General features: G+C 36.3%; 22 protein-coding genes and 1 riboswitch. All 22 genes read right to left on the reverse strand.

Annotation, left to right across the window (positions count from 1 at the left end):
• Window positions 1–167 precede the first annotated feature (167 nt).
• Complete coding sequence (locus tag ACXKY9_RS18345; protein ID WP_000008857.1) at window positions 168–1,127, reverse strand: ABC transporter permease; 960 nt, start codon at window positions 1,125–1,127, stop codon at window positions 168–170.
• Window positions 1,128–2,186, reverse strand: a complete 1,059-nt coding sequence (locus ACXKY9_RS18350; RefSeq protein ID WP_001085254.1) for an ABC transporter permease — start codon at window positions 2,184–2,186, stop codon at window positions 1,128–1,130. It lies immediately after the preceding gene.
• Window positions 2,179–3,711: an ABC transporter ATP-binding protein gene (locus tag ACXKY9_RS18355; protein ID WP_000456906.1), complete on the reverse strand. Its 1,533-nt coding sequence runs from the start codon at window positions 3,709–3,711 to the stop codon at window positions 2,179–2,181. Before ACXKY9_RS18355 ends, ACXKY9_RS18350 begins: the two co-directional genes overlap by 8 nt.
• A 117-nt stretch (window positions 3,712–3,828) precedes the next feature.
• On the reverse strand, window positions 3,829–4,914 hold the full coding sequence (locus ACXKY9_RS18360; protein ID WP_000725771.1) for a BMP family lipoprotein: 1,086 nt from the start codon (window positions 4,912–4,914) through the stop codon (window positions 3,829–3,831).
• 92 nt (window positions 4,915–5,006) lie between these two features.
• The gene (locus ACXKY9_RS18365; RefSeq protein ID WP_000114182.1) at window positions 5,007–5,732 is read right to left on the reverse strand and encodes a GntR family transcriptional regulator; all 726 of its coding nucleotides are present in this window, start codon (window positions 5,730–5,732) and stop codon (window positions 5,007–5,009) included.
• A gap of 232 nt (window positions 5,733–5,964) precedes the next feature.
• Window positions 5,965–6,066, reverse strand: a riboswitch (purine riboswitch).
• Between the two features lie 203 nt (window positions 6,067–6,269).
• Window positions 6,270–8,651: a DNA translocase FtsK gene (locus tag ACXKY9_RS18370; RefSeq protein ID WP_001118777.1), complete on the reverse strand. Its 2,382-nt coding sequence runs from the start codon at window positions 8,649–8,651 to the stop codon at window positions 6,270–6,272.
• Between the two features lie 212 nt (window positions 8,652–8,863).
• Window positions 8,864–9,067, reverse strand: a complete 204-nt coding sequence (locus tag ACXKY9_RS18375; protein WP_000605020.1) for a YlzJ-like family protein — start codon at window positions 9,065–9,067, stop codon at window positions 8,864–8,866.
• A complete protein-coding gene (gene tepA, locus ACXKY9_RS18380) occupies window positions 9,064–9,813 on the reverse strand; it encodes a translocation-enhancing protein TepA (protein ID WP_000139806.1) in 750 nt (249 codons plus the stop codon). The genes ACXKY9_RS18375 and tepA overlap by 4 nt, the downstream gene beginning before the upstream one ends.
• 102 nt (window positions 9,814–9,915) lie before the next feature.
• Window positions 9,916–11,586 (reverse strand): ribonuclease J, encoded by a 1,671-nt coding sequence (locus tag ACXKY9_RS18385; protein WP_000823096.1) that lies wholly within the window; start codon window positions 11,584–11,586, stop codon window positions 9,916–9,918.
• A 736-nt stretch (window positions 11,587–12,322) separates the two neighbouring features.
• Window positions 12,323–13,201: a 4-hydroxy-tetrahydrodipicolinate synthase gene (gene dapA, locus ACXKY9_RS18390; protein ID WP_000564764.1), complete on the reverse strand. Its 879-nt coding sequence runs from the start codon at window positions 13,199–13,201 to the stop codon at window positions 12,323–12,325.
• 11 nt (window positions 13,202–13,212) lie between these two features.
• Window positions 13,213–14,445, reverse strand: a complete 1,233-nt coding sequence (dapG, locus tag ACXKY9_RS18395) for an aspartate kinase (RefSeq protein ID WP_000692453.1) — start codon at window positions 14,443–14,445, stop codon at window positions 13,213–13,215.
• Between the two features lie 23 nt (window positions 14,446–14,468).
• Window positions 14,469–15,515, reverse strand: coding sequence for an aspartate-semialdehyde dehydrogenase (locus tag ACXKY9_RS18400; protein WP_000414843.1), 1,047 nt, complete (start codon window positions 15,513–15,515; stop codon window positions 14,469–14,471).
• Between the two features lie 150 nt (window positions 15,516–15,665).
• Window positions 15,666–16,265 (reverse strand): dipicolinate synthase subunit B, encoded by a 600-nt coding sequence (gene dpaB / locus ACXKY9_RS18405; protein ID WP_000053596.1) that lies wholly within the window; start codon window positions 16,263–16,265, stop codon window positions 15,666–15,668.
• Complete coding sequence (dpaA, locus tag ACXKY9_RS18410) at window positions 16,262–17,164, reverse strand: dipicolinic acid synthetase subunit A (RefSeq protein WP_000954735.1); 903 nt, start codon at window positions 17,162–17,164, stop codon at window positions 16,262–16,264. Before dpaA ends, dpaB begins: the two co-directional genes overlap by 4 nt.
• A 170-nt stretch (window positions 17,165–17,334) precedes the next feature.
• Window positions 17,335–17,586 carry a YlmC/YmxH family sporulation protein gene (locus ACXKY9_RS18415; protein WP_001239756.1) on the reverse strand — a complete coding sequence of 84 codons (252 nt, stop codon included), beginning with the start codon at window positions 17,584–17,586 and terminating at the stop codon, window positions 17,335–17,337.
• Window positions 17,587–17,720: 134 nt separating this feature from the next.
• Window positions 17,721–18,962 (reverse strand): M16 family metallopeptidase, encoded by a 1,242-nt coding sequence (locus ACXKY9_RS18420; protein WP_000592989.1) that lies wholly within the window; start codon window positions 18,960–18,962, stop codon window positions 17,721–17,723.
• A gap of 86 nt (window positions 18,963–19,048) precedes the next feature.
• Window positions 19,049–19,948, reverse strand: a complete 900-nt coding sequence (locus ACXKY9_RS18425; RefSeq protein ID WP_000868232.1) for a polysaccharide deacetylase family protein — start codon at window positions 19,946–19,948, stop codon at window positions 19,049–19,051.
• Window positions 19,949–20,102: 154 nt separating this feature from the next.
• Complete coding sequence (gene pnp / locus ACXKY9_RS18430; RefSeq protein ID WP_000076737.1) at window positions 20,103–22,241, reverse strand: polyribonucleotide nucleotidyltransferase; 2,139 nt, start codon at window positions 22,239–22,241, stop codon at window positions 20,103–20,105.
• A gap of 160 nt (window positions 22,242–22,401) precedes the next feature.
• Window positions 22,402–22,671 carry a 30S ribosomal protein S15 gene (rpsO, locus tag ACXKY9_RS18435; RefSeq protein WP_001229392.1) on the reverse strand — a complete coding sequence of 90 codons (270 nt, stop codon included), beginning with the start codon at window positions 22,669–22,671 and terminating at the stop codon, window positions 22,402–22,404.
• 100 nt (window positions 22,672–22,771) lie between these two features.
• Window positions 22,772–23,743: a bifunctional riboflavin kinase/FAD synthetase gene (gene ribF / locus ACXKY9_RS18440; RefSeq protein WP_000766704.1), complete on the reverse strand. Its 972-nt coding sequence runs from the start codon at window positions 23,741–23,743 to the stop codon at window positions 22,772–22,774.
• Between the two features lie 43 nt (window positions 23,744–23,786).
• Complete coding sequence (gene truB, locus ACXKY9_RS18445; protein WP_000399348.1) at window positions 23,787–24,710, reverse strand: tRNA pseudouridine(55) synthase TruB; 924 nt, start codon at window positions 24,708–24,710, stop codon at window positions 23,787–23,789.
• A gap of 86 nt (window positions 24,711–24,796) precedes the next feature.
• Window positions 24,797–25,153: a 30S ribosome-binding factor RbfA gene (gene rbfA, locus ACXKY9_RS18450; protein WP_000776437.1), complete on the reverse strand. Its 357-nt coding sequence runs from the start codon at window positions 25,151–25,153 to the stop codon at window positions 24,797–24,799.
• Between the last annotated feature and the right edge of the window lie 2 nt (window positions 25,154–25,155).

Consider the following 25,155-nt stretch of genomic DNA (forward strand, 5'->3'; position numbering starts at 1 on the left):
ATACAGTTTTTAGAAATAAAAAATCAACTTTTCTCCCTTATTATGCTTACATATGATTCTTTCTAAAAACTTTAATATGTAAGGAACATAGTAAAATTCCGTATTAAATATATTCTATGTAAAAAAGCCCACACTAATGTGCGAGCTTTTTTATACTTATAAAATACTTATCGTTTTCCTTTTTCATAAGGAGTTCCTAATGCTTTCGGAGCTTCAGAACGACCTACAAAACCAACAAGCGCTAATATTGTGAATACATATGGTAATATCGTTAATAAAACACTTGGAATTTGATCTAATACAGGAATTGTTCCGCCCGTTACACTTAGAGATTGCGCAAAACCAAAGAATAGAGCTGCACCTAATGCGCCTAGTGGATTCCACTTCCCAAAAATCATAGCAGCTAAAGCTAAGAAACCTTGTCCTGTAATAGTTGCCCCTGAGAAGTTATTAGAAATTGACATTGCAAAAATCGCTCCACCGATTCCAGCAAACACTCCTGAAATACAGACTCCAATATAACGCATTTTATATACATTAATCCCCATCGTATCCGCTGCCATTGGGTGTTCACCAACAGCACGTAGACGAAGACCGAACGGTGTTTTATAAATAACATACCAAACAACGAATGCTAAAATAATGGCAATATACGACGTTATTGGTACGTTCGAGAAAAATATTTTCCCTAAAACCGGAATATCCGAAAGGCCTGGAATATCAATCTTTTCAATACGATACTGAATAAAGTCAGTCTGCCCTTTATCAAAAATCTTCTTAATTGCAAATACTGTTAAACCAAGAGATAAGAAGTTAATGGCTACACCACTTACAACTTGATCTGCTCGGAATGTAATAGAAGCTACCGCATGAAGTAATGCAAATAACCCACTACCAATTGCCGCAAATAATAACGCAATCCATGGAGTCATCGTTCCCCAAGTATCACCCATTAATAAGTTTGTAACAACTCCAATAAATGCACCAAATAGCATTAGTCCTTCTAATCCGATATTTACAACACCCGATCGTTCACTAAATACACCACCTAGTGCTGTGAAAATGATAGGTGCCGATGTATATAACGTACCCGTCACAAGAATGGCTAATATATCTAAAAAGCTCATTTATTTCCCCTCCTTGCTCATGCGTGTAAGCGCCCATCTTAACACATAACTACATGCAACAAAGAAGATGATACATGCAATAATTACATTAATAAGCTCTGACGGTACATCTGCCTCAAAGTTCATTTGAGGGGAAGCACTTTTCAAACCACCAAATAATAAAGCTGAAAGGATTATACCAAACGGATTATTCCCTCCAAGTAATGCTACGGCAATCCCATCAAATCCTACTCCTGTAAACGAAGACATCGCTGTCATACTCTGGAATGTCCCTAATCCTTCCATCGCTCCACCAATCCCCGCAAATGCACCAGCAATTGTCATAGAGAATACTACATTACGAGAAACTTTCATACCTGCATATTGAGAAGCATGCTGATTAAATCCTACAGACTTTAATTCGTAACCTAAAGTTGTTCGATCTAATAAGAACCACATTAAAATAGCGATTAAAATTGCTACAATAATTCCCCAGTGTAGACGTGAACCGTCAGTAATAGAAGCAAGCCAGTCTGAAGATAGTGACGCACTCTCTTTAATATCATACGTTTTGTCATTACCCGCATGTAAGAAACGCTTAATGATGTCATACGTTACATACAACGCAATATAGTTCATCATAATAGTTACAATAACTTCATTCACTTGAAACTTCCCTTTTAAATATCCCGGAATGAAGCCCCAAATTCCGCCCACCAATGCGGCAAATAAAATCGATAATGGAATATGAAGGAACGCTGGTAGTGAGACTGCATAACCGAACCAAACCGCTGCAAGCCAACCAACTAACAATTGACCCTCTACCCCGATATTAAATAAACCTGTACGAAATGCAAACGCGACCGATAAGCCAGCAAGAATAAGCGGTATCATTGTACGGAGCGTTTCACCAATCGCACTTGCGCTGCCGAACATTCCTGTCCAAAGTGCACTATAACCAACAATTGGATCATAGCCACTAACTAGCATTACAATCGCTCCTACAAGTAAGCCGAAAATAACGGATAGTACTGGGACTAAAATATTTATCGTTCGTTCTGTTAAAAGTTTTTTAGCCATTTGTACCCACCTGCTCCTTCTTTGTTCCTCCAGCCATTAACAATCCAAGCTGTTGTTCATTCGTTTCTTTCGCATCAACTATTGCTACAATTTCCCCTTCATAAATAACAGCAATTCGATCGCTAACATTTAAGATTTCATCTAACTCTAATGATAAAAGTAATACACCTTTTCCTTTATCCCTTTGCTCTATTAATCTCTTATGAATAAATTCAATTGCTCCTACATCTAAACCACGTGTTGGCTGTGCCGCAATTAATAAATCTGGATTTCGGTCTACTTCACGTGCAATAATTGCTTTTTGTTGATTCCCCCCAGATAGAGCGCGTGCTAACGTTTGCTCACTAGGTGTACGTACATCAAACTGTTCAATAAGAGCCTTTGCTTTTTCTGTAATTTTGCTAAAATTTAAAATCCCTTTCTTTGAAAACGGATTTTTATAGTACGTTTGAAGAACTATATTATCTCTAACAGAAAAATCAAGAACGAGTCCGTGTTTATGACGATCTTCTGGAATATGACCAATTCCTTCTTCTGTTATTCTTCTAACAGGCCAATTTGTTATTTCTTTTCCTTTAATTGCAATAGAACCTGACTCAACTTTTCGTAAACCAGTAATCGCTTCTATTAATTCACTTTGTCCGTTTCCATCAATCCCTGCAATCCCAACAATTTCCCCCGCACGAACAGTTAAGTCAAGGCCTTTTACAGCAGGTAGTTGACGTGCATCGTGAACAACAAGGTTTGCAATTGAAAGTACATCTTCTTTTGGCTTCGCGTCTATTTTTTCTGTTTTAAAATTCACTTGACGTCCGACCATTAATTCTGCAAGTTTATTTTCATCCGTATTTGCAACGTCAACCGTTCCAATCCCTTTTCCTTTACGAATAATCGTACAACGATCGCAAACTTCCATAATTTCTTTCAACTTATGTGTAATAAGAACAATAGATTTTCCTTCTTGTACAAGCTTTTTCATAATTTGAATTAGCTCATGAATTTCTTGTGGTGTTAACACAGCTGTCGGTTCATCAAATATTAAAATTTCTGCACCGCGGTAAAGAGTTTTCAAAATCTCCACACGCTGTTGCATACCAACTGAAATATCCTGTATTTTCGCATATGGATCTACAGCCAAACCGTATTGTTCAGACAGTTTTTGAATTTCTTTAGCAGCATCCTCAACAGCAATTTTCCCTTTTTTCTTCGGTTCATTTCCGAGAATAATATTCTCTGTAACTGTAAAATTATGAACAAGCATAAAGTGTTGATGGACCATTCCAATACCAAGGTCATTTGCTATATTCGGATTTGTAATTTTTACAGGTTTACCTTTAATTTTAATTTCACCCTGCTCTGGTTGGTACAAACCAAATAGTACATTCATCAATGTGGATTTCCCTGCACCATTTTCTCCAAGTAAAGCATGTATCTCACCCTGCTTTACTTGCAGCGTAATATCATCATTCGCTACAATGCCTGGGAATACTTTCGTAATGTTATTCATCTCAATTACGTATTCCATTGTGTTCCTCCTTTTAACAGGGAACATTCCCTATTACACTATTAACTTATTAAGCAATTCGGAAGTTTTATACATACAAAGGTTAGTTCTATGAACTAACCTTTGCTATTTCTCTATTTATTTTTTTAGAGAAGCTTCGTATTCTTTATACTCTTTATCTGTAGCTGGCACTTTAATTTCACCGGCTGTAATTTTCTTTTCAAGCTCTTCTACTTTTGTTAAAATTTCAGGGTTAACTTTTTTCACGTTATCAGTTGTTTTTGAAATACCAATACCGTCATCTTTTAAGCCAAACTCTTCAATTTTCCCACCTTTTAAATTCCCATCTTTTGCTTCTTTAGCTACTTTTTCTACTGCTACATCAACACGTTTAATCATTGAAGTTAATGTTACATTTTCAGGCATACCTTCTTGATGTTGGTCACGGTCAACACCGATTACCCAAACATTTTCACCTTTTTTCTTACGGTTTTTCGCTTCTGTGAACACACCGTTACCTGTACCACCAGCAGCATGATAAATTACGTCTACGCCTTGACCATACATTGCTGAAGCAAGAACTGTACCTTTTTCAGGCTTATCGAATGCTTCTGCATATTCAGATACGATTTCAATGTTTGGATTTACTGCCTTTGCACCAGCTTTAAATCCATTTTCAAATTTACTAATTAAATCACTTTTCATTCCACCAACAAATCCTACTTTATTCGATTTTGTTGACATAGCTGCTACCGCACCTACAAGGAATGATCCTTCATGATCTTTAAACGTAATGCTCGTTACGTTCGGTGCATCTACAACAGTATCTACGATTGCAAATTGTTGTTTTGACGATTCTTTTGCTACTTCTTTAATTGCACCCTCTAATTTATAACCAATTCCGAATGTTAAATCATATTTATCTTTCGAGAATTTTTTTAAATTCGGAATATAATCAGCCTCTTTTTCAGACTGAAGGTAACGATAATTTGTCTTTTCTTTTAAACCATTATCTTTACCAAACTTTTGTAACCCTTCCCAAGAAGATTGGTTGAATGACTTATCATCAACGCCCCCAACATCCGTTACAAGACCAACCTTGAAGTCTTTATTGTCTTTCGTGTCTTTCTTGTCACTGCTCGCCTTATCCGAGTTACCACATGCACCTAAAACTGTACTTGCTGCTAATGTTAATGATAATAAAAGGCCTGCTTTTTTCTTCATACTAGAAACCCCTCCAAAAATGATATATATTTATTTATTCTTACGCTGCTGTTCCTTACTTCTTGCTGTCACCTCCCTAAAAAGGAATTTACCTACATACGCTTTCTTAATACGTGGAAGCTAAATTTATCAGCTCTAAAGTAATTGATAGAATATAAGATTGGCTCATCATTTTGATCATAGTGCATTTGTTTTAATACAAGCAGTGCTGTTTCAGGCTCACATTCTAAAATCGGTGAGATTTTAGGGTGATAGCCAATTGGCTCAATGTGGGCAACCGCATATGTTATGCGCTTATGTGTGTTATTATGTATCACCGTTAATAATGATTCCTCATTGTAACCCGATAAATCTGGCAATATTTCTTTTGCAAGTTTATCGATACAATACACAACAGGTTCCCCATCTGCTGTACGCACGCGTTCAATCATCACTGCATTAAAACCATCTTCACTATTAAACTTCTCTTTTTCCTCTTCTGTTAAAGTTGTAGTAGATGATGATAAAAAGATTGTTCCTGGTGTTTTCCCCACACTAGAAATCATATCTGTAATACTAGAAAGTTGTTCTATTCCAGAAGAAAATAATGGCTTTGCATTTACAAATGTCCCTACACCATGTCTACGAATGACAACATTTTCTTCTTCTAAAATACGCAACGCTTCCCTTAAAGTCGCTCTACTTACGCCAAGTTCTTTCGCTAAATCAAACTCTGATGGTAACTTTTGTCGTTCTTTATAAGCCCCATCTTTAATTTTTTCTTTGATGTGATCAATCACCCGTAGATATAGGTGACGACTATCGGATTTTACTGACATAAGACTCCCCCGCATTTCAATTATTCGACCTCTGATGTAAGACTTCTTTTCTCTTTTTTCAACTTACAACATAGTACAAATGACTAAACACCAAAATAAGCGTAATTGTCGAATAAATAATAATAATTTTTTTTAATGAAATTTTCACTCTTTATTGCATAAAAAAAACTTTGCACCATAAACATTCCTCATTTCGAGAAAAAGTTCGGCACAAAGATCCTTTACATCCTTTGTTACACACTTTTCCCCTCATAGTCTAGCAATTCATGGTTGCCAGGTAGAAACTTATGGACCTTATCTCCAAGATTATATGAGGCAGTGATTCTTTTCGAAGTAATCTTACCACTTGCTCTCATACGTGTCAACAAAATCCAACATTTTTCTGCATTAAATATCGAACATTTACATAAAACATAATCAAAGTATTCGTATTCTAAAGAGCACCCCTAAATGTAAGCCCTTTCTTTATTGCTGAGTATAGTATATAACAAAAACACTATATAAAAAAGCCTAATTGTAAAAACAATTAGGCTTTTTTTAAGAACTTTTTTCTTGTACATCATTAATGAGCACTTCTCTCGGTTTACTACCTTCATACGGACCTACTACACCATTCATTTCCATTGCATCAATTAGGCGAGCAGCTCGCGTATAACCTACTCTAAACCTACGTTGTAACATAGAAACAGATGCTGTTTGCATTTCCACTACAAGTTGAACCGCTTCATCATATAATTCATCTTCTACTTCCTGCTTCGTATCAGGAACATCTTGCGGAATCATATCTTCTTGATATTGTGCTTTTTGCTGTCCAATAACATATTCTACAACTCTCTCAACTTCATCATCTGATAAAAATGCACCTTGTACACGTACAGGTTTCGATGCACCAATTGGTATAAACAGCATGTCTCCACGACCTAATAGCTTCTCTGCACCACCACCGTCAAGAATTGTACGAGAATCTGTTTGAGAAGATACAGCGAATGCAATACGTGATGGAATATTTGCTTTAATAACACCCGTAATAACGTCAACTGACGGACGTTGCGTTGCAATAATTAAATGAATACCAGCAGCACGAGCCATTTGTGCTAGACGCATAATCGCATCTTCTACATCAGACGAAGCAACCATCATTAAATCTGCTAACTCGTCCACAATTACTACAATATAAGGTAATTCGGGTTGTTTCGCTTCTGATTGACTATTATGCTCTTTTATATAATCGTTGTATCCTTCAATGTTACGTGTACCACTATGAGCAAACAATTCATAACGACGTTCCATTTCACTCACAACTTTTTTCAATGCTTGCGATGCTTTCTTCGGATCAGTTACAACTGGCGTTAACAAATGAGGCACACCATTATATACATTTAACTCTACCATTTTCGGGTCAATCATCATTAATTTTACTTCATGTGGTTTTGCACGCATTAAAATACTAACAATAATACCGTTAATACATACACTTTTCCCGCTACCTGTCGCACCAGCTACGAGTAAATGGGGCATTTTATTTAAACGGGCTAGTACAGCTTCACCTGTAATATCTCGACCAAGACCAATTAACAACTTCTCTTCCGGATGATTATTAGCCTTAGAATCAAGAACTTCCCTCAGCGTTACCATCGAAACTTCTGAGTTCGGAACTTCGATCCCTACAGCTGATTTCCCGGGAATTGGCGCTTCAATACGAATGTCCTTGGCAGCTAAAGCAAGGGCTAAATCATCACTTAAACTGACAATTTTGCTTACCTTTACCCCCATATCAGGATACACTTCATATTTTGTAACTGCAGGACCTCTATGTACTTTTGTTACTTTCGCTTTCACTCCGAAACTTTGGAATGTACGTTCTAATTTACGAGCATTCTCATAAATTTCCGCATTTTCATTTGTAACTTGCTTATTCTTTGGAAATTTTAATATATCAAGTGAAGGAAGCTTGTAATCTTTATTTTCTACATTGGAAAATTGCATAGGAGGTGCTTGCGCTTCACTCTCTAACGATTCAACAATTTTTTCTCCACGCTTTTTCTTTGGCTCTTCAATTGGCGGAGTCTCTTCAATAAACGGTGAAGTAATCAAATCTTCTTGCTCTACTTCAATTCGTTTATCCTCTTCTTCATTTACAGGATAATTCTCAGTGAAATTCGAAATAATCGGAGGATCAATTGAGATTTCTTCCATCGGCTCAATAATTTCTTCTTGTTCTGCAGCACGTTTGCTTCTTGTGCTTCTTGTTGTTTTTTTCTTTTCTGTTTGTTCAGCCGTTCTTTTAGCTCTCCAATCTTTATAATCCCCTTGCATCACTTGAAATTGACTTCTAAGAATTCTACCAACTGGCGCTAACACTTCTCCAATATGCTTATTTGTTATACAAAGTATACCGAGAATAACTAGAATAATACCAATGATATAAGCTCCTACTTCGTCAAATAAGAAGTAACATGTTGCGAACATAAGCGCACCAAACATACCACCACCTAAATGAACGCTATCTGGCCCCTTTTTCATTTCAAGAAAGAAGTTATCTTTCGTACTCACAATAACAGAAGTATTTTGCACTGCTCCATCTTTTGTAAGAAGGTTAAATAATGTAATATGACTAAACATTAATATCGCCAATACAATTAAATAAAATCCAATTAATCGTTTATTTAAAAGGTTCGGCCATCCGCGTTTTATAACAAAGGAAACCGATAAAGCTATTACACCTAACACACCAATTATGTACCACTCACCAAAGAAGAAGCGAAAAAATAACACAAACGATTTTCCTACAACGCCTAGCTGTAAAATCGTAATGATTGAAAGTGCAAAAAGAGTTAAACCGACAATTTCATAATACAAAGTTGGCTTTATCGTACGCCTTGCCTTTGCCTTCGTCCCTCTTTGCTTTTGTTTTGCCATTTCTTCACCTCGCGTTCTACATATAAATAAAGCTCCCCTCAAAATGCTCTATTTATATGTCTGTTTTCTCTATTTTTCAGGTCTTTATATCTTCTATTTTTACACTTCTTGTAAAATGCTAAATAAACAGAAGAAAGCAGCCTACTCATGGCTGCTCAACCGTCTTGTTTTTTATATTATACCATAGCTTCTAAACAAAATCCTTCTTTTTGCTAAAAGGTTATTTTCTGACCGGGCTCAAACTCTAAATAGTGAAGTGGGTCCGTACTTAGCACACGTACAATAGAATAACATCCATGTTCCTCTTCAGAAACCATTAATTCCACACCATTTATATTTACAACTTTTTGACTTTCACATTGTGAATAATCGGCCGGATACACAAGTTGCTCTGGCATAATTGTATATAAAATCATTGTAGCATTGTCCCTTCTGTACTATCTTCCGCACGAACATCTATTAATTCGTTTAATTTTCGAATTGCATTTCCAATACCGCCGACATCATCTATAAGACCGTACTTTACTGCATCCCCACCAATTACATTCGTCCCAATATCTCGCGTTAAATTTCCTTTCGCAAACATAAGCTCTTTAAAACGATCTTCTGTTACTTTCGAGTGCTTCGTCACAAAACGAATGACTCTTTCTTGCATCTTATCCAAATACTCAAATGTTTGTGGCACACCTATGACAAGACCTGTTAAACGAATTGGATGAATTGTCATCGTCGCAGTTTCCGCAATAAACGAATAGTCAGTAGAAACAGCAATCGGTACACCGATGGAATGTCCCCCACCTAAAACTAGAGATACTGTTGGTTTTGAAAGTGAAGCTACCATTTCAGAAATTGCTAGCCCAGCTTCAACGTCACCTCCAACCGTATTTAATATTAAAAGCAAACCTTCAATTTTCGGATTTTGTTCAATCGCAACAATTTGCGGAATGATATGCTCGTATTTTGTTGTTTTATTTTGCGGTGGTAATTGAACATGACCTTCCACTTGTCCGATAATCGTTAAACAATGAATACGTGATTCATTCATCTGTGGTACATTTGTCTGTCCAAGCTGTTGAATTTTTTCGACTATCGAAGCCTCTTTTCCAGCTTCTTTTGGCTCAGCTTCTTTTTCTTCATTTGTATATCGATCACGTTCTGTCATTTCGCATCCCCTTTCACTCGTATATAACTATTATTTCTTAAGTTATAAATTTCATTCGATAGGGTTAAAAAGAAAAAAGATCACCCATAAGGGTGATCTTTTTTATACTTCCATAATAATCGGTAAAATCATAGGTTTTCTCTTTGTCTCTTCGTACAAGAACTGCCCTAATAATTCACGAATATTTTGTTTTAACATTGACCATTCAATTGAATATTCTTTAATTGACTGCTCAACAATCATACGTACAATCTCTGTAGAACGTTCAATTAACGCTTCTGATTCACGAACATATACGAAACCACGTGAAATGATTTCTGGACCAGAGATAATTTTCTTTTCATCTTTACCAAGCGTTACAACAACTACTAGTATTCCATCTTGAGATAACATCTTTCTATCTCGAAGAACGATATTACCAACGTCACCTACACCTAATCCATCAATTAAAACATTACCAGCTTGTACTTTACCGACTAAGTTCGCTTCATCGTCACCAAAAGCAATTACATCGCCTTTTTCTACGATAAAGATATTTTCTCTTGTAATACCTACATCTTCAGCTAAATATGCATGCGCTTTTTGCATACGGAACTCACCATGTACGGGTACAAAGTACTTTGGTTTCATTAAATTTAACATTAATTTTAATTCTTCTTGGCTACCGTGACCTGACACGTGAACTTTTCTTTCGCCGTAATAAACAACTTCAGCTCCAGCTCTAAATAACAAATCAATAATTTTTGATACAGATATTTCATTACCCGGAATTGGCGAAGCAGCAATGATAACAGTATCACCTTTACGAATTGAAATTTGTTTATGTGCTTGTTTTGCCATTCTAGATAGAGCAGCCATCGGTTCACCTTGACTACCTGTCGTTAAAATAGCTACCTTTTTCTCTGGGAAGTTGTCTACTTCTTGTAATGAAATAACCATACCTTCTGGAACATCTAAATAACCAAGACGTCTTGCAATGTCTACTACTTTCACCATACTACGTCCTACTACCGCTACTTTTCGCCCTGTTTCAGCAGCTGCATCAAATACTTGTTGAATACGATGTACATTTGATGCAAATGAAGCAACGATAATACGACCTTCTGCGCCATAGAACACTTTAGAGATTTCTACACCAACTTCTTTTTCTGAACCTGTATAACCTGGGCGCTCTGCGTTTGTACTATCAGATAATAAGCAAAGTACGCCTTCATTTCCGATTTGCGCCATTTTCCCAAGGTCTGCTCCACTATTTCCAATTGGAGTTTGATCGAATTTAAAGTCTCCCGTATATACGACTGCACCTTTTGATGTATGGAAACAAACGCCAACAGAATCCGGAATACTATGTGTCGTTCCGAAGAATGACACCGTTGTAGTGTTAAATTCTACTGTTGAATTTGAATCGATTGTTTTTAGGTCTACACGGCCTAACATGCCCGCTTCACCAAGTTTTTCTTGTATAAGTCCTACTGTTAATTTCGTTGCATAGACTGGAATAGATAATTTACGAAGTACATACACAATTCCACCAATATGATCTTCATGACCGTGAGTAATAAATAAACCTTTTACTCGCTCTTGATTTTCCACTAAATATGTAATATCAGGAATAACGATATCAATTCCAAACATTTCATCTCCCGGGAACATTAACCCTGCATCTACGATAAAGATTTCAGAATCAATTTCAACACAGTACATGTTTTTCCCGATTTCACCTACTCCACCAAGAGCAAATACTTTAACAGACTCATTCTCTTTTCTCTTCATGTTGTTGCCTGGTTTAAAAATCTTGCAAACACTGATTTCACTAAAATTGCAGAGACACCAGGGGAAACTCTACAACCACCATATTTTCACCGTCCAAGACGAATGTCCTTACCGTTATGCGATATCATGTCCTTGTTTATTTTTTAAACCAGGTTTCACCTCTCTTTCATTATATAAATCAAATATCTTATTCGATATGATATGAAAATTTAATTAAATTATAATTTTTCCCAATTTTGCTAAGCATACCCGTACTAAGCTACTTAGCCATATTATACCTGATACAAGAAATAGAACACAAGTTAAATCGTGCGAAAGAAAGAGTAAAAGAACGGAATGACAACAAAAGTATCGAAGGTATTTCCTTTATATTTACTTCGATTTTATACTCCATATTATTTTGAAGAACTAGCCATACATATGCTAAATTCATTTCATAATAGGGAGTTTCAAGATTTATTTTTCTAGAATCCAACAAAAACACTTACAAAATGGAGTTTTTTTATGAATTACGTCAAATTTGAGGGGATTTCTCTAAAAACAAACACCGTAGTTTATTACGTTTATTCCATAATATCTATCATTTTTTGACTCGGTTAAAGGAGTACGATTATTTTCTTATACACATAATGAAGAAGCGATTAATATTCTTATAAGAACACATATAGGTGAGAAAACGAGAAAAAGATTTGCATATAATAAAAAATGACCTAGTTCTACACTAGGTCATTTTTTATTAACGAGGGATAGATTGCATTACAGATTGTAACGTTACTCTTTCTTCTTCTGTTAATGGAAGAAGTGGTAAACGTACAGAACCTACATCTAATCCAACCATTTGTAACGCTGTTTTTACTGGAGTTGGACTTGGCGCCATAAATAATGAATCAGTTACTCTTACAAGTAATTGATGTAATTTTTGTGCCTTCTTAAATTCTCCTGATTGAAATGCTGTAATCATTTCTTGCATTTCGTTTCCGATAACATGAGAGGCTACCGAAACGATACCTTTCGCTCCAACTGCCATAGCTGGTAACGTTAAACCGTCATCACCGCTGTATACCGCAAAGTCGTCCGCTGTTTTTTCAATGATTTCTGTCATTGTTAACACATCGCCGCCGGCATCTTTAATAGCAACAATGTTTTCTATTTCTGATAAACGAACAACTGTATCAACGGAGATTTGTACAATAGATCGTCCTGGAACGTTATATAGCATAACCGGAAGCGGCGTGCTTTCAGCAATTGCTTTAAAATGCTGATACATTCCTTCTTGACTCGGTTTGTTATAATACGGTGCTACTAGCATTACTGCATCCACTCCAACTTCTGTTGCCTTTTTAGTTAAGTCAATAGAAGCATGCGTATTATTGCTACCTGTTCCAGCGATTACGGGCACTCTTTTATCGACAACAGATACGACATGGCGATATAACGCTACTTTCTCTTCTGAAGTTAATGTAGGAGATTCTCCTGTCGTTCCTCCTACCACGATTGCTGTTGTACCGTTATCAATTAAATAATTTACCAATTTCGTTGTCTTTGCAAAATCGATATTCCCGTTTATATCAAACGGTGTTACCATCGCGGTTGCAATTGTCCCAAAATCTATCATGGTCTCACTCCTTATTGTTCCAGTTGCTTTTCTTTTGAAAGCTCAAACGCACTATGTAATGCATTTACAGCCTCCACTAAATCAATTTCTTTTACAAGAACCCAAATTGTTGTATGACTATCTGCCGATTGCAGGATTTGAATGCCTTTTTCCGCTAAAGCTGTAACGATTTTTGCAGTAACCCCTGGGATGCCTGCCATTCCAGCTCCAACGATAGATACTTTCGCACAATGTTCTGTCACAATTGGCTCATATCCAAGTTGTTTTAGCACTTCGACAGCACGAGCTGATACATTATCATTTACTGTGTAAGCTACACCAGTAGGAGAAATGTTAATTAAATCAACACTAATGCCTTCGTTTGCCATTTCTTTAAATACATGCTGCTGTATGTCGTATGCCGTTTCTTTTGCAAGTACTTTAATTTGCGTTACGTTCGATACGTGGGCAATACCTGTAACAGGACGTTCTTCTACATCCTGCCCTTTTGTAGCACCATCGTATGCTGCAATAAGAGTACCTTCACTTTCAGAATACGTAGAACGTACACGAAGTGGCACTTTTGCATGCATCGCAATTTCAACTGCACGTGGATGAACGACTTTCGCACCTTGATAAGCCATGTTACAAATTTCGTTATACGTTACAGTTTGAAGATGACGTGCATCTTTTACAATACGAGGATCCGCAGTCATAACACCTTCTACATCAGTGAATATATCGATATATTCAGCATGAAGTGCAACACCTAATGCTGAAGCTGAAGTATCACTACCTCCGCGTCCAAGTGTTGTCGTATCACCTTTTTTCGTTTGCCCTTGAAATCCTGTAACGACGATTACATCTACATTTTCTAACTCTTCATGTATACGATCGCAATTCATTTCAATAATCTTTGCATTCGTAAAGTCATCATTCGTTACAAAACCAGCTTGTGCACCATTTAATGCTGCTGCTTTTATACCGTTCTCATTCAACATATTAGAGAAAACAATTGCAGAGATTAACTCTCCGCATGATAATAATAAATCTTGCTCACGTTTAGAAATAGTAGATTCCTCTTGATTTACAAGACTTAATAACGTATCCGTTGCATATGGTTCACCTTTACGGCCCATAGCAGATACGACAGTAACTACTTTATAACCAGCAGCTAATGATTTTTTTATATGATGAAGCGCATGCTTACGTCCATTGTCATCACGTACTGATGTGCCACCAAATTTTTGAACAATTATTTTCATATTTTGCACCTTCTCTTAGCCGTTTACACTAATTGTAATTTTACTAAGCGCTCTGCAATTTGAACAGAATTCCATGCAGCGCCTTTTAATAAGTTATCAGATACGACCCAAAGATGGAATCCTTTATCGTTATTTAAATCTTTACGGATTCTTCCAACGAATACTTCGTTTTTACCTACTGCAGTAGCTGGCATTGGATATAACTGCTCTTCTGGATTATCTTGCAGAACAATACCTTCCGCATTTGCAAGTAAGCTCTTTAATTCTGCTACTGTTACGCCTTCTTTTTCTACTTCGATGTAAACAGACTCAGAGTGTCCTGATACAACTGGTAAACGTACACATGTTGCCGCTACTTCTAATTCAGGCATATGCATAATTTTTTTCGTTTCGTTAATCATTTTCATTTCTTCAAACGTAAATCCATTATCTTGGAATTTATCAATCTGTGGAATCGCATTAAAAGCAATTGGGAAATGCTTCTTATCACCTGATACAGGAAGAACATTTGCCTTAACTTCTTCGCCATTTAAGATTGCTTGTGATTGTTCATGCAGTGCTTCAATAGCTGCCGCACCAGCACCTGATACAGCTTGATATGTGGAAACGATTACTCGTTTTAAACCATATTGCTGACGAACTGGCTCAAGAGCTACTACCATTTGAATTGTAGAACAGTTTGGATTTGCAATAATACCATTATGTTCTTTTAAGTCGTTTTCATTTACTTCAGGTACAACAAGTGGCACGTTTTCTGTCATACGGAATGCACTTGTATTATCAACAACAATCGCACCGCGTTTTGCTGCTTCTGGCGCTAATTGTTTCGATACAGATCCACCAGCACTAAATAGTGCGATATCTACTCCTTCAAAGCTTTCAGGAGTTGCCTCTTGAACTGTAAATTCTTCGCCTTTAAATACAAGTTTCTTACCTGCAGATCGTTTAGATGAAAGTAACGTTAATTTCCCGATTGGAAATTCTCGTTTCTCTAAAGTATTTAACATTTGTTCACCAACTGCGCCGGTTGCTCCAACTACAGCGACATGAAAAGTTTTTTGCTTTTCCATCACTATGCCCCTTTCTAGATACCAATCCTTCTATAACTTAGAATCAGAAGGAGTATACAATACCCCTTCTAATCTTAATAACGTTAATTTTATCATATTCTACAGTAAGAATGATGGTTTCATCAAAAATTGTCCGTTTTTTTTCGTTTTTTAATTCATATATCTGAATTTTTCTACGACCACCGGTTGCAATTGCTTCCCTTGCAGCGCTTCTAACACTGTATCTTCCAGCAGCTCCATGCGAGCTACCATTGAGTTCGGTTTTTTCTCTGGTGCATCTTGGCCGAATGGGACGAAGTAGATGTTTTTTGTTGCCATTAGGCGCATGAGATTTACTCCATTAAGCCCTAGAGCATCATTCGTCGAAACAGCCAATACGACAGGCTTGCCATTTCTTAACGTCGCTTTCGCTGCCATTAATACTGGAGAGTCTGTCATTGCATTTGCAAATTTACTCATAGAATTCCCTGTTAGTGGTGCAATTACCATACAATCTAGTGGAATTTTAGGTCCTAGTGGTTCTGCACCAACGATTGAATTAATTGCTTTAAAACCTGTTATTTCTTCAATCTTCTTAATCCACTCTGCTCCTTCTCCAAATCTAGTATTTGTTGATTGAACAGTGTAAGAAACAACAGGACGTACTTCTGCTCCCTCAGCAATTAATTTTTCTAAATGAGGCATTACTTCTTCGTACGTACAATGTGAACCTGTAAATCCGAAACCAATTCGTTTCCCCTTCAAACTCATTTCTTTTCCTCCTCCTTTGCAATTGCATCTGCTGCTAATAACTGAGAAAGAACATTTGCTAAAATTTGCCCAGCCGTTTTTGGGGCAACAATACCTGGTAATCCAGGTGCTAGCAATGCTTTGACTCCTCTTTTTTCCGCATATCTAAAGTCAGTACCGCCTGGTTTAGAAGCTAAATCAATCACTAACGTATGAGCTGGCATTTTTGCAATAACATTCGCTGTTACAACGAGATGCGGAATCGTATTAATTACAATATCGATATTTCCTACTTCTTTCTCTATGTCTTGCATATGAAAAGGAGAAAACATCATTTCTGTAATACGTGCAATATGTTCAGATCGTCTTGCTCCAACTTTGACATGGGCTCCTAATGATTGAAATGCTCTCGCAACACTCATTCCTGTTCTCCCAAATCCTAGAACCATTACATTGGACCCATGAATTGTATAGTCGGTATGTTGAATTACCATCATTAATGTACCTTCTACCGTTGGAATAGAATTGTATATTGCTACATCATCACGATCAAATAATTTAACAAGTTTTCGATTCGTAGTAGATACGAGATTTTCCAAGTAAGGTGTACCAATACCTGAATATATAGTAAAGTGTTCTGGTGTATTTTCAATTTGTTCTTTCGTTATTGAAACTTTTTCATTTGAAAAAATAGTATCTACTTCTCCTTTGGCATTTGTACCGGCAACCGGCAAAATAATTGCGTCTACAGAAGTGAAATCTAAATTTTGTATACTTTCTTTTGCTGCCCCTGTGAAACCATGATCTAACTGATCAAAACCTATCAAAGAAAGTTTCGCATCCAATTCAACTAGCTTACGAATTACTTCTAGCTGCCTTGCATCTCCTCCTATGACAGCAATATGCATCTCAGTCAACATTCCCTAATTCACCTTCTTTTTCTGTCATTTATAAGAAAAGTGCCTACTTTTTCTTTTTCCTCCACATCATATGTAATGTACGAGTTTATGGTGATTGAAAATCCAAATGCACATATGATTTATCAGGTTTCTATGTAGATACAAAAAAAGATGACCAAAATGGCCATCCTTCACTCCGAATTTGAACGATCTATACTATCACAAAGAAGCATATCGTGTCCGACTTTCTTTATTTGACTCCATGCCACTCTTACTTCTTGTGGTTCCTTTTTAAAACCTCCCCACTTCCCTACAGGTATTATAAGTGTTTGTATTTGTCCGTCTTTCTCATTAATCTCTAAATCCATATAACCTAAGGCTCCCATTTTTTCCGCTTTTTCTATATCTACAACCTCTTTACCGCTTAATTCACTTAATCGCATACTCACTCCACTCCCCTACTAAATTTTTCATTTGCATTGTCTATAATTAGTACCTATTCTATATGTATAAAAAAAATAACCTTCTCTCATTTAAAAAGAGAGAAGGTTATTTTCAGATACATCGTAAAAGTTGATTATAGTTTTATTCCTTTTGGAAGTTTTCCATCTGGACTAATTAATGCTGCAGAGAATTCATCTGTAAACATGTTACGAATTAACCCATCTACATTTTCTTTTGTTACAGTGTTTACACTTTCGATAATCTCATCAAGTGAACGATGCTTACGAAGTAGCAATTCATTTTTACCATTACGGCTCATACGACTATTCGTACTTTCTAAACTTAACATTAAGTTTCCTTTTAATTGCTCTTTACTATTAATAAGCTCTTTTTCTGTAATACCTGTATTTTTCAATGTTTCTAATGTTTCTTGCATTGTTTCATACAGTGTATCTAATTGTTGACTACCTGTTCCACCATACAGTGTTAACATACCTGTATCTTCATAAGAAGAATGGTAAGAAAATACTGAGTAAGCTAACCCACGTTGCTCACGTACTTCTTGGAATAAACGGCTACTCATACTACCGCCTAAAACGTTATTTAATACAATTAAGTTATAAATATCTTCGTGTCCCATTTGTAAGCCTTTATATCCTAAACATAAATGAGCTTGTTCTGTTTCCTTTTTACGTGCTACTTTGTTAAAATGGAAAATTGGACTATGTACTTGTTCGCGATTTGTTGTTCCTTCATAACTACCGAAATATTGCTCTACCGTTTGTAAGAAGGCTTCATCAATATTTCCTGCAACTGAAACAACTACATTTTCAGGTGTATAATGATCCTTAATATATTGGCGTAGCGTATCACCTGTAAACGTATCAAGTGTTTCTTCTGTTCCTAAAATAGGATATCCAAGCGGATGCGTTTCATATGTTGCTTTCGTTAACATATCATGCACAATATCGTCTGGAGCATCTTCGTACATTTTAATTTCTTCACATACGACATTCTTCTCTTTTTTCAATTCTTCTTCATCAAATGTTGAATTAAAGAACATGTCAGCTAATACATCTAAAGCATATTTAGCATGTTCATCTAGCACTTTTGCATAGTAACAAGTGTACTCTTTTGAAGTAAAAGCATTCACTTGCCCACCAATACTATCAAATGATTCTGCAATTTCGCGTGCACTACGTGTTTCTGTCCCTTTAAAGAACATATGCTCTAAAAAGTGAGAAATCCCGTTATTTTTTTCATTTTCATTTCTTGATCCCGCATGGATCCAAATACCAATCGCAACCGATCTTACAGTTGGTATATTCTCCATAACTATTCTTACACCATTTTTACAAGTATATTTTTTAATCAAAAACTTTCCTCCTACTGCCAGTTTCTCTAAATAAGTGCTATTATTTAATGATAACAAGTTTAAGGATGAATGTCATGCAAATGTATTTAATCCACACGTTTTTCATCCAGTAATTCTGTTATATTCCCTACTTTATATCCTTGTTCCTTCAATTTTTTAATCATTGTATCTAATGCTTCTGCCGTTGACGAAGTAGGATGCATTAATACGATAGCACCTGGGTGTATTTTTCTCATTACTCTCTGCAATAGTACATCTGGCTCAGGTCGCTTCCAATCGATTGTATCGACAGTCCACATAATCGTTCCCATTTGGAAATCATCAGCGATTTTCACGACTTCATCCCGAAAACTTCCACTCGGCGGGGCAAACCATCTCACCTTTTGATTCGTAGCAGCTTCAATCATTCGATTTGTTTTTTGTAACTGCTCTCGTATTTCATCAGACGATAGCGTTTTCATATTAGGGTGCGTATAAGAATGATTTCCGACTTCTTGATTTGCATCGACAATCATTTTTGCAAATCGTAAATTTTCTTTCACCCAACGTCCTTCTAAAAAGAAAGTCGCCTTCACATCATGCTTTTTCAATATTTCTAATATACGAGGCAAATACTCGTTTCCCCATGCCACATTTATTGTTAATCCCACCATCTTTTTATTCGGATGCCCCCTATAAATTGGAGCAGGTGATAAATCTTCTAAGTGGACACTCGGTGATACTTCCTTAAATTCAAGGTGTTTTTGATCAAATTCCTTTAGCTTCTTCATATTGTTATAGGATGCTTCCATATCAACTTGTCTTCCATTATATCCTGGTGTTGCTTTCCATATCTTATCAATCATCGCATTTTGAGGTGCAATCTCATATTGTTTTGCATGCTTTTGAATTTCTTCATATAAGTTATCCTGTGCAAAAACAGAATAAGAGCCTAAACTGACATATAAAGAAAATATACATATGTATGCCAATATACGAACTTTCATATAAACCCTCCCAAATTAACTATATAAAAAAACATTTTTCTTCTTATCTTTGTTAATTTGAGCGTTATAATGAAAACTATACCTATACTGACATAAAAATATATATAAATCATATTTTTACATAACAAAAAAAGCCAGTTAAACTGGCTTTCGCTTATTGCTGCTCTTGTTTGTTTTCTTCTTTAGCAGCTTCTTTTTCTTGCTCTTCTTTTAGCAATACTTTTCTAGATAGATTAACACGACCTTGCTTGTCAATCTCGATAACTTTAACCGTAATTACGTCACCGATTTTTACAACGTCTTCTACTTTACCTACACGCTCAAGTGCAAGTTCAGAAATGTGAACTAATCCATCTTTACCGCTGAATAATTCAACGAAAGCACCGAATTTCTCAACACGTTTCACTTTTCCTTCGTAGATTTCACCTACTTGTACTTCGCGAACGATATCTTCGATAATTTTCTTAGCTTTGTCGTTCATTTCTTGGTTTATTGAAGAAATGAATACTGTGCCATCTTGCTCGATGTCAATTTTAACGCCAGTTTCTTCAATAATTTTATTGATTTGTTTACCGCTCGGTCCGATAACGTCACGGATTTTATCTGGATTAATTGTCATTGTAATAATCTTTGGAGCGTACGCTGATAATTCAGTGCGTGGCTCTGGAATAACAGATAACATATGATTTAGAATGTGCACACGACCAACTTTCGCTTGTTGTAATGCCTCTTCTAAAATTTCACGAGATAGACCATCGATTTTAATGTCCATTTGTAGTGCAGTTACACCTTGTGCTGTACCTGCTACTTTAAAGTCCATATCACCTAAATGATCTTCCATACCTTGAATATCAGATAAAATTGTGTAATGCTCACCAGTTTTAACTAGACCCATTGCAATACCTGCAACTGGAGCTTTAAGTGGAACACCAGCATCCATCATTGCTAAAGTACTACCACAAATACTTGCTTGTGAAGTAGAACCATTTGATTCTAAAACTTCAGATACAAGACGTACTGTGTATGGGAAATCTTTTTCAGATGGAATTACAGGCTCAAGTGCGCGTTCTCCTAGTGCACCGTGACCGATTTCACGACGACCTGGTCCACGCATTGGTCTAGTTTCACCAACACTAAATGATGGGAAATTGTAATGGTGCATAAAGCGTTTTGATTCTTCTACACCAAGACCATCTAAAATTTGCACATCGCCTAATGCACCTAATGTACAAATACTTAATGCTTGTGTTTGTCCACGAGTGAACAAACCAGAACCGTGTGTACGAGATAAAATGCCAACCTCTGATGCTAATGGACGGATTTCGTCACCTTTACGGCCATCTGGGCGGATTTTTTCAACTGTAATAAGACGACGTACTTCTTCTTTTACAATTTTATATAAAATCTCATTTACTTGTCCTAATGTATCAGCGTCAGCTTCCTGCGCTTCGTAATGCTCAATAACACGCTTTTTCACTTCGTTAATTGCATCTTCACGTGCATGTTTCTCATGTACTTGAATTGCTGAATGCATATCTTCTTCAGCCATTTCACGTACAGCTTGGTTAAGATCAGCGTCAACTTCATAAAGTTTCACTTCTGATTTCTCTTTACCTACAGCTTGTACAATCTCTTCTTGGAATGCAATTAGACGTTTAATTTCGTCATGACCAAACATAATTGCTTCTAACATTGTTTCCTCAGGCACTTGATCTGCTCCTGCTTCAACCATGTTAATTGCATCTTTCGTACCAGCTACAACAAGGTGAATATCACTTTGTTCTTGCTGTTCTACTGTTGGGTTGATAACGAATTCGCCGTTAATACGACCAACTGTTGCACCCGCGATTGGACCTTCAAATGGAATATCTGAAATCGATAACGCTAATGAAGAACCAAGCATAGCTGCCATTTCAGAAGAACAATCTTGATCAACACTCATTACGATGCTGACAACTTGTACTTCGTTACGGAAACCATCTGCGAAAAGTGGACGGATTGGACGGTCGATTAAACGACTTGCCAAAATTGCTTTTTCACTTGGACGACCTTCACGTTTAATGAAACCGCCAGGAATTTTTCCGACTGCATATAAACGCTCTTCATAGTTTACTGTAAGTGGGAAGAAATCTACATTTTTTGCTTCTTTTGATGCAGTTGCTGTAGATAGAACCGCTGTATCGCCATATCTTACTAATACTGCTCCGTTCGCTTGTTTTGCAAGCTGACCAGTTTCAACTGTTAGCTGGCGACCAGCTAAATCTATCGAGAAGACTTGCTTTTCTTGACTCATTTAAGTACCCCTCTCAATTTAAAGTATTCAATTCTTCTATGTAAATGGATAGTATATCACAATATTCTACCTCTAGTATTGCCTAAAATTAAGTAAGCTATAAAGCGTAGAAGATATATTTTTACCTAACAAAAAAGCGGGAATATTCCCGCTTCTTTGACTATCGACGTAAGCCAAGCTTTGTGATTAATTCACGGTAACGTGTGATATCGCTATTACGAAGGTAAGTTAGTAAGTTACGACGTTTACCAACCATCTTTAATAGACCACGACGTGAATGATGATCTTTCTTGTGAGTACGTAAGTGCTCGTTTAGAGTGTTAATTTGCTCCGTTAGGACAGCAATTTGAACCTCTGGAGAACCAGTATCAGTCTCATGAGTTCTAAATTGTGCAATGATTTCATTTTTACGCTCTTGTGTTAAAGCCATCCTATTTCACCTCCTATTAATTAAACCCCCAATTACCTAGCAAGCGTCGGTGAGTCGCAATGCCAAGCAATGGTTGTCATAAAGTACATAACATAGAATACTACTTTTCATTTGAAAAAGCAAGTATATTCTTTTCGCTCACAAAATATTCTTGGGCTGTTTTCTTATCTTTTGCGATTTGTTCAACTAACTCATCGATACCGTTGAATTTCTTTTCTGCTCTTATACGCATATGCCACTCTACTGTAACATTTTGATCGTATATATCTTTGTTAAATTCAAATAAATGCACTTCAATTGATAATTGACGCTCATCTTCTTTAAAAGTCGGTTTATATCCAATATTACATACACCATCGTACCATTCACCGTGAACTTTTAATCTCACTGCATAAACACCTACAGGTGGCAATAAATACTCATCACTTAAACCTACATTAGCTGTTGGAAAACCAATTTGACGTCCACGTTTGTCGCCGTGTATAACTGTTCCCGCTACAGTATAGGCTCTACCTAAAATAGATGGAATTTGCTCCATTTCGCCATTTCGAATTAACTTTCGTAATGCTGTAGAACTTACTTTCTCTTCTTGAAATTCAACTTTTTCAATCACAGTCTGTGTAAACTCCCCTCTTGCATGAAATGGTAAAGTCTCCATCTTTCCTTTTCCTAAACGTCCATATGAATAATCAAACCCTGCTACTACATGCTTTACATTTAAACCAATAATATAATCATCTACAAATTGTTGCGGTAATAACCCTGCAAATGATTCATCAAATTTAATTACATATAATATATCGATTCCTAAGCTTTCGACTATTTTTTCTTTATCGCGCATCGGTGTAATATACTCCACATGCGCATCCTTTTTTCCTAAAACAACAGATGGATGAGGATGAAATGTCATAACTGCACTTTTATATCCTCGGTCGTCCGCTATTTTTTTCGCAGTTCGAATTACACATTGATGTCCTAAATGAATGCCATCAAAAAATCCTAATGCCATTACAGTAGGTGGTAATTCTAATTTATTTTGTTCATGTGGATGAGTTAAATGAATAAGTTTCACGCTTGAATTCACCTTTTTCTGTAATAATCCTTCCAATAATTCATTATAGCTTTAGTTCTTGATTATTCACAAGTACTTTCATCGGCTTTAACATACCAGGATGTTTCGGATGATGTTCATAAATTGCTAAGCAACGATCATTTTTATCAAACACTGTAATAAATGGTGCTGTTATTTCTAATTCATTTTTTAAGAACATACCATTCTTTATTTTCTCTGCTTGCTTTTCATCTACAACCATTTTTGGAAACTTACTTAATGCTTCATCAATTGAAATGAAGATAGACTCTACTGTTCCATTTTGCACGTTTTCTTCAATTTCTTCAAATGATATGCAATCTTCTAATAAAAATTCACCAGATGCCGTTCTTATAAGGTGCGACATATGTGATGGGAAACCAAGTTTTTCCCCGATCATTACAGCTAACGTTCTTACATATGTTCCTTTACTACACGTTACACGGAAACGGAATGAAATATTTTCTCCTTCAAAAACTTCACGATCATCAAGTAATATGAATTCATGAATTGTAATTGTACGAACTGGACGTTCCACCTCTTGCCCTGCTCTTGCATATTCGTATAATTTTTTCCCGTTTACTTTTACAGCCGAGAACATTGGTGGCATTTGTTCAATCGTGCCTGTTAATTCCGCAAGGACTTTCTCTACTTCCTTACGAGTAATAGTACGATCTACATTTTTCGTTTCAACAACCTCACCAGAAGCATCTTCAGTTGTCGTTGAAAACCCTAATGTTACTTCACCTTCATATGTTTTCGTTTCACTTGTTAAAAATTGTGCAATTTTCGTTGCTCTTCCAACGCAAATTGGTAATACTCCTGTTACATCAGGGTCTAATGTTCCCGTATGACCAATTCTCTTTTCTCGCAATATCTTTCTTAATTTAAATACACAATCATGTGATGTCATGCCTTTTGGCTTATGTAATAATACTACACCTTCCATATATGTTCACCTCATCATAATTCTCTCGTAGTAAATATCCAAAACTTATTTTGCATTGAAAAAATGGATAGACAAATGTCTATCCATTATTCTTCACGTTTACCGTCTTTATTAATTTCATGTAAAAGTGTATCAATTCGATGACCATATCCGATAGACTCATCAAACTCAAAGGTAATTTCTGGTGTTTTACGAAGACGAATACGTTGGCCAATTTCTGAACGAATAAAGCCTTTTGCCTTCGCTAAACCTTTTAAAGTATTTTCTTTCTGTTCTTCATCACCTAAAACAGAAATATATACTTTAGCAATTTGTAAATCACCACTCACTTGTACATCAGTTACTGTAACAAATCCAATACGTGGGTCTTTAATTTTACGACTGATAATGTCGCCTAATTCTTTTTTCATTTGCTCGCCCACACGGTTCGCACGTAATTTCATAA

It is taken from the genome of Bacillus sp. 2175, assembly GCF_057812155.1.

Excerpts from the sequence above, each read along its gene's own strand:
- ACXKY9_RS18345 (WP_000008857.1), bottom strand. The coding sequence starts at position 1,127 with ATGAGCTTTTTAGATATATTAGCCATTCTTGTGACGGGTACGTTATAT.
- ACXKY9_RS18350 (WP_001085254.1), bottom strand. The coding sequence starts at position 2,186 with ATGGCTAAAAAACTTTTAACAGAACGAACGATAAATATTTTAGTCCCA.
- ACXKY9_RS18355 (WP_000456906.1), bottom strand. The coding sequence starts at position 3,711 with ATGGAATACGTAATTGAGATGAATAACATTACGAAAGTATTCCCAGGC.
- ACXKY9_RS18360 (WP_000725771.1), bottom strand. The coding sequence starts at position 4,914 with ATGAAGAAAAAAGCAGGCCTTTTATTATCATTAACATTAGCAGCAAGT.
- ACXKY9_RS18365 (WP_000114182.1), bottom strand. The coding sequence starts at position 5,732 with ATGTCAGTAAAATCCGATAGTCGTCACCTATATCTACGGGTGATTGAT.
- ACXKY9_RS18370 (WP_001118777.1), bottom strand. The coding sequence starts at position 8,651 with ATGGCAAAACAAAAGCAAAGAGGGACGAAGGCAAAGGCAAGGCGTACG.
- ACXKY9_RS18375 (WP_000605020.1), bottom strand. The coding sequence starts at position 9,067 with ATGATTTTATATACAATTATGCCAGAGCAACTTGTGTATCCGGCCGAT.
- tepA (WP_000139806.1), bottom strand. The coding sequence starts at position 9,813 with ATGACAGAACGTGATCGATATACAAATGAAGAAAAAGAAGCTGAGCCA.
- ACXKY9_RS18385 (WP_000823096.1), bottom strand. The coding sequence starts at position 11,586 with ATGAAGAGAAAAGAGAATGAGTCTGTTAAAGTATTTGCTCTTGGTGGA.
- dapA (WP_000564764.1), bottom strand. The coding sequence starts at position 13,201 with ATGATAGATTTTGGGACAATTGCAACCGCGATGGTAACACCGTTTGAT.
- dapG (WP_000692453.1), bottom strand. The coding sequence starts at position 14,445 with ATGAAAATAATTGTTCAAAAATTTGGTGGCACATCAGTACGTGATGAC.
- ACXKY9_RS18400 (WP_000414843.1), bottom strand. The coding sequence starts at position 15,515 with ATGGAAAAGCAAAAAACTTTTCATGTCGCTGTAGTTGGAGCAACCGGC.
- dpaB (WP_000053596.1), bottom strand. The coding sequence starts at position 16,265 with ATGAGTTTGAAGGGGAAACGAATTGGTTTCGGATTTACAGGTTCACAT.
- dpaA (WP_000954735.1), bottom strand. The coding sequence starts at position 17,164 with ATGTTGACTGAGATGCATATTGCTGTCATAGGAGGAGATGCAAGGCAG.
- ACXKY9_RS18415 (WP_001239756.1), bottom strand. The coding sequence starts at position 17,586 with ATGCGATTAAGTGAATTAAGCGGTAAAGAGGTTGTAGATATAGAAAAA.
- ACXKY9_RS18425 (WP_000868232.1), bottom strand. The coding sequence starts at position 19,948 with ATGAAAGTTCGTATATTGGCATACATATGTATATTTTCTTTATATGTC.
- pnp (WP_000076737.1), bottom strand. The coding sequence starts at position 22,241 with ATGAGTCAAGAAAAGCAAGTCTTCTCGATAGATTTAGCTGGTCGCCAG.
- rpsO (WP_001229392.1), bottom strand. The coding sequence starts at position 22,671 with ATGGCTTTAACACAAGAGCGTAAAAATGAAATCATTGCACAATTTAGA.
- truB (WP_000399348.1), bottom strand. The coding sequence starts at position 24,710 with ATGGAAGGTGTAGTATTATTACATAAGCCAAAAGGCATGACATCACAT.
- rbfA (WP_000776437.1), bottom strand. The coding sequence starts at position 25,153 with ATGAAATTACGTGCGAACCGTGTGGGCGAGCAAATGAAAAAAGAATTA.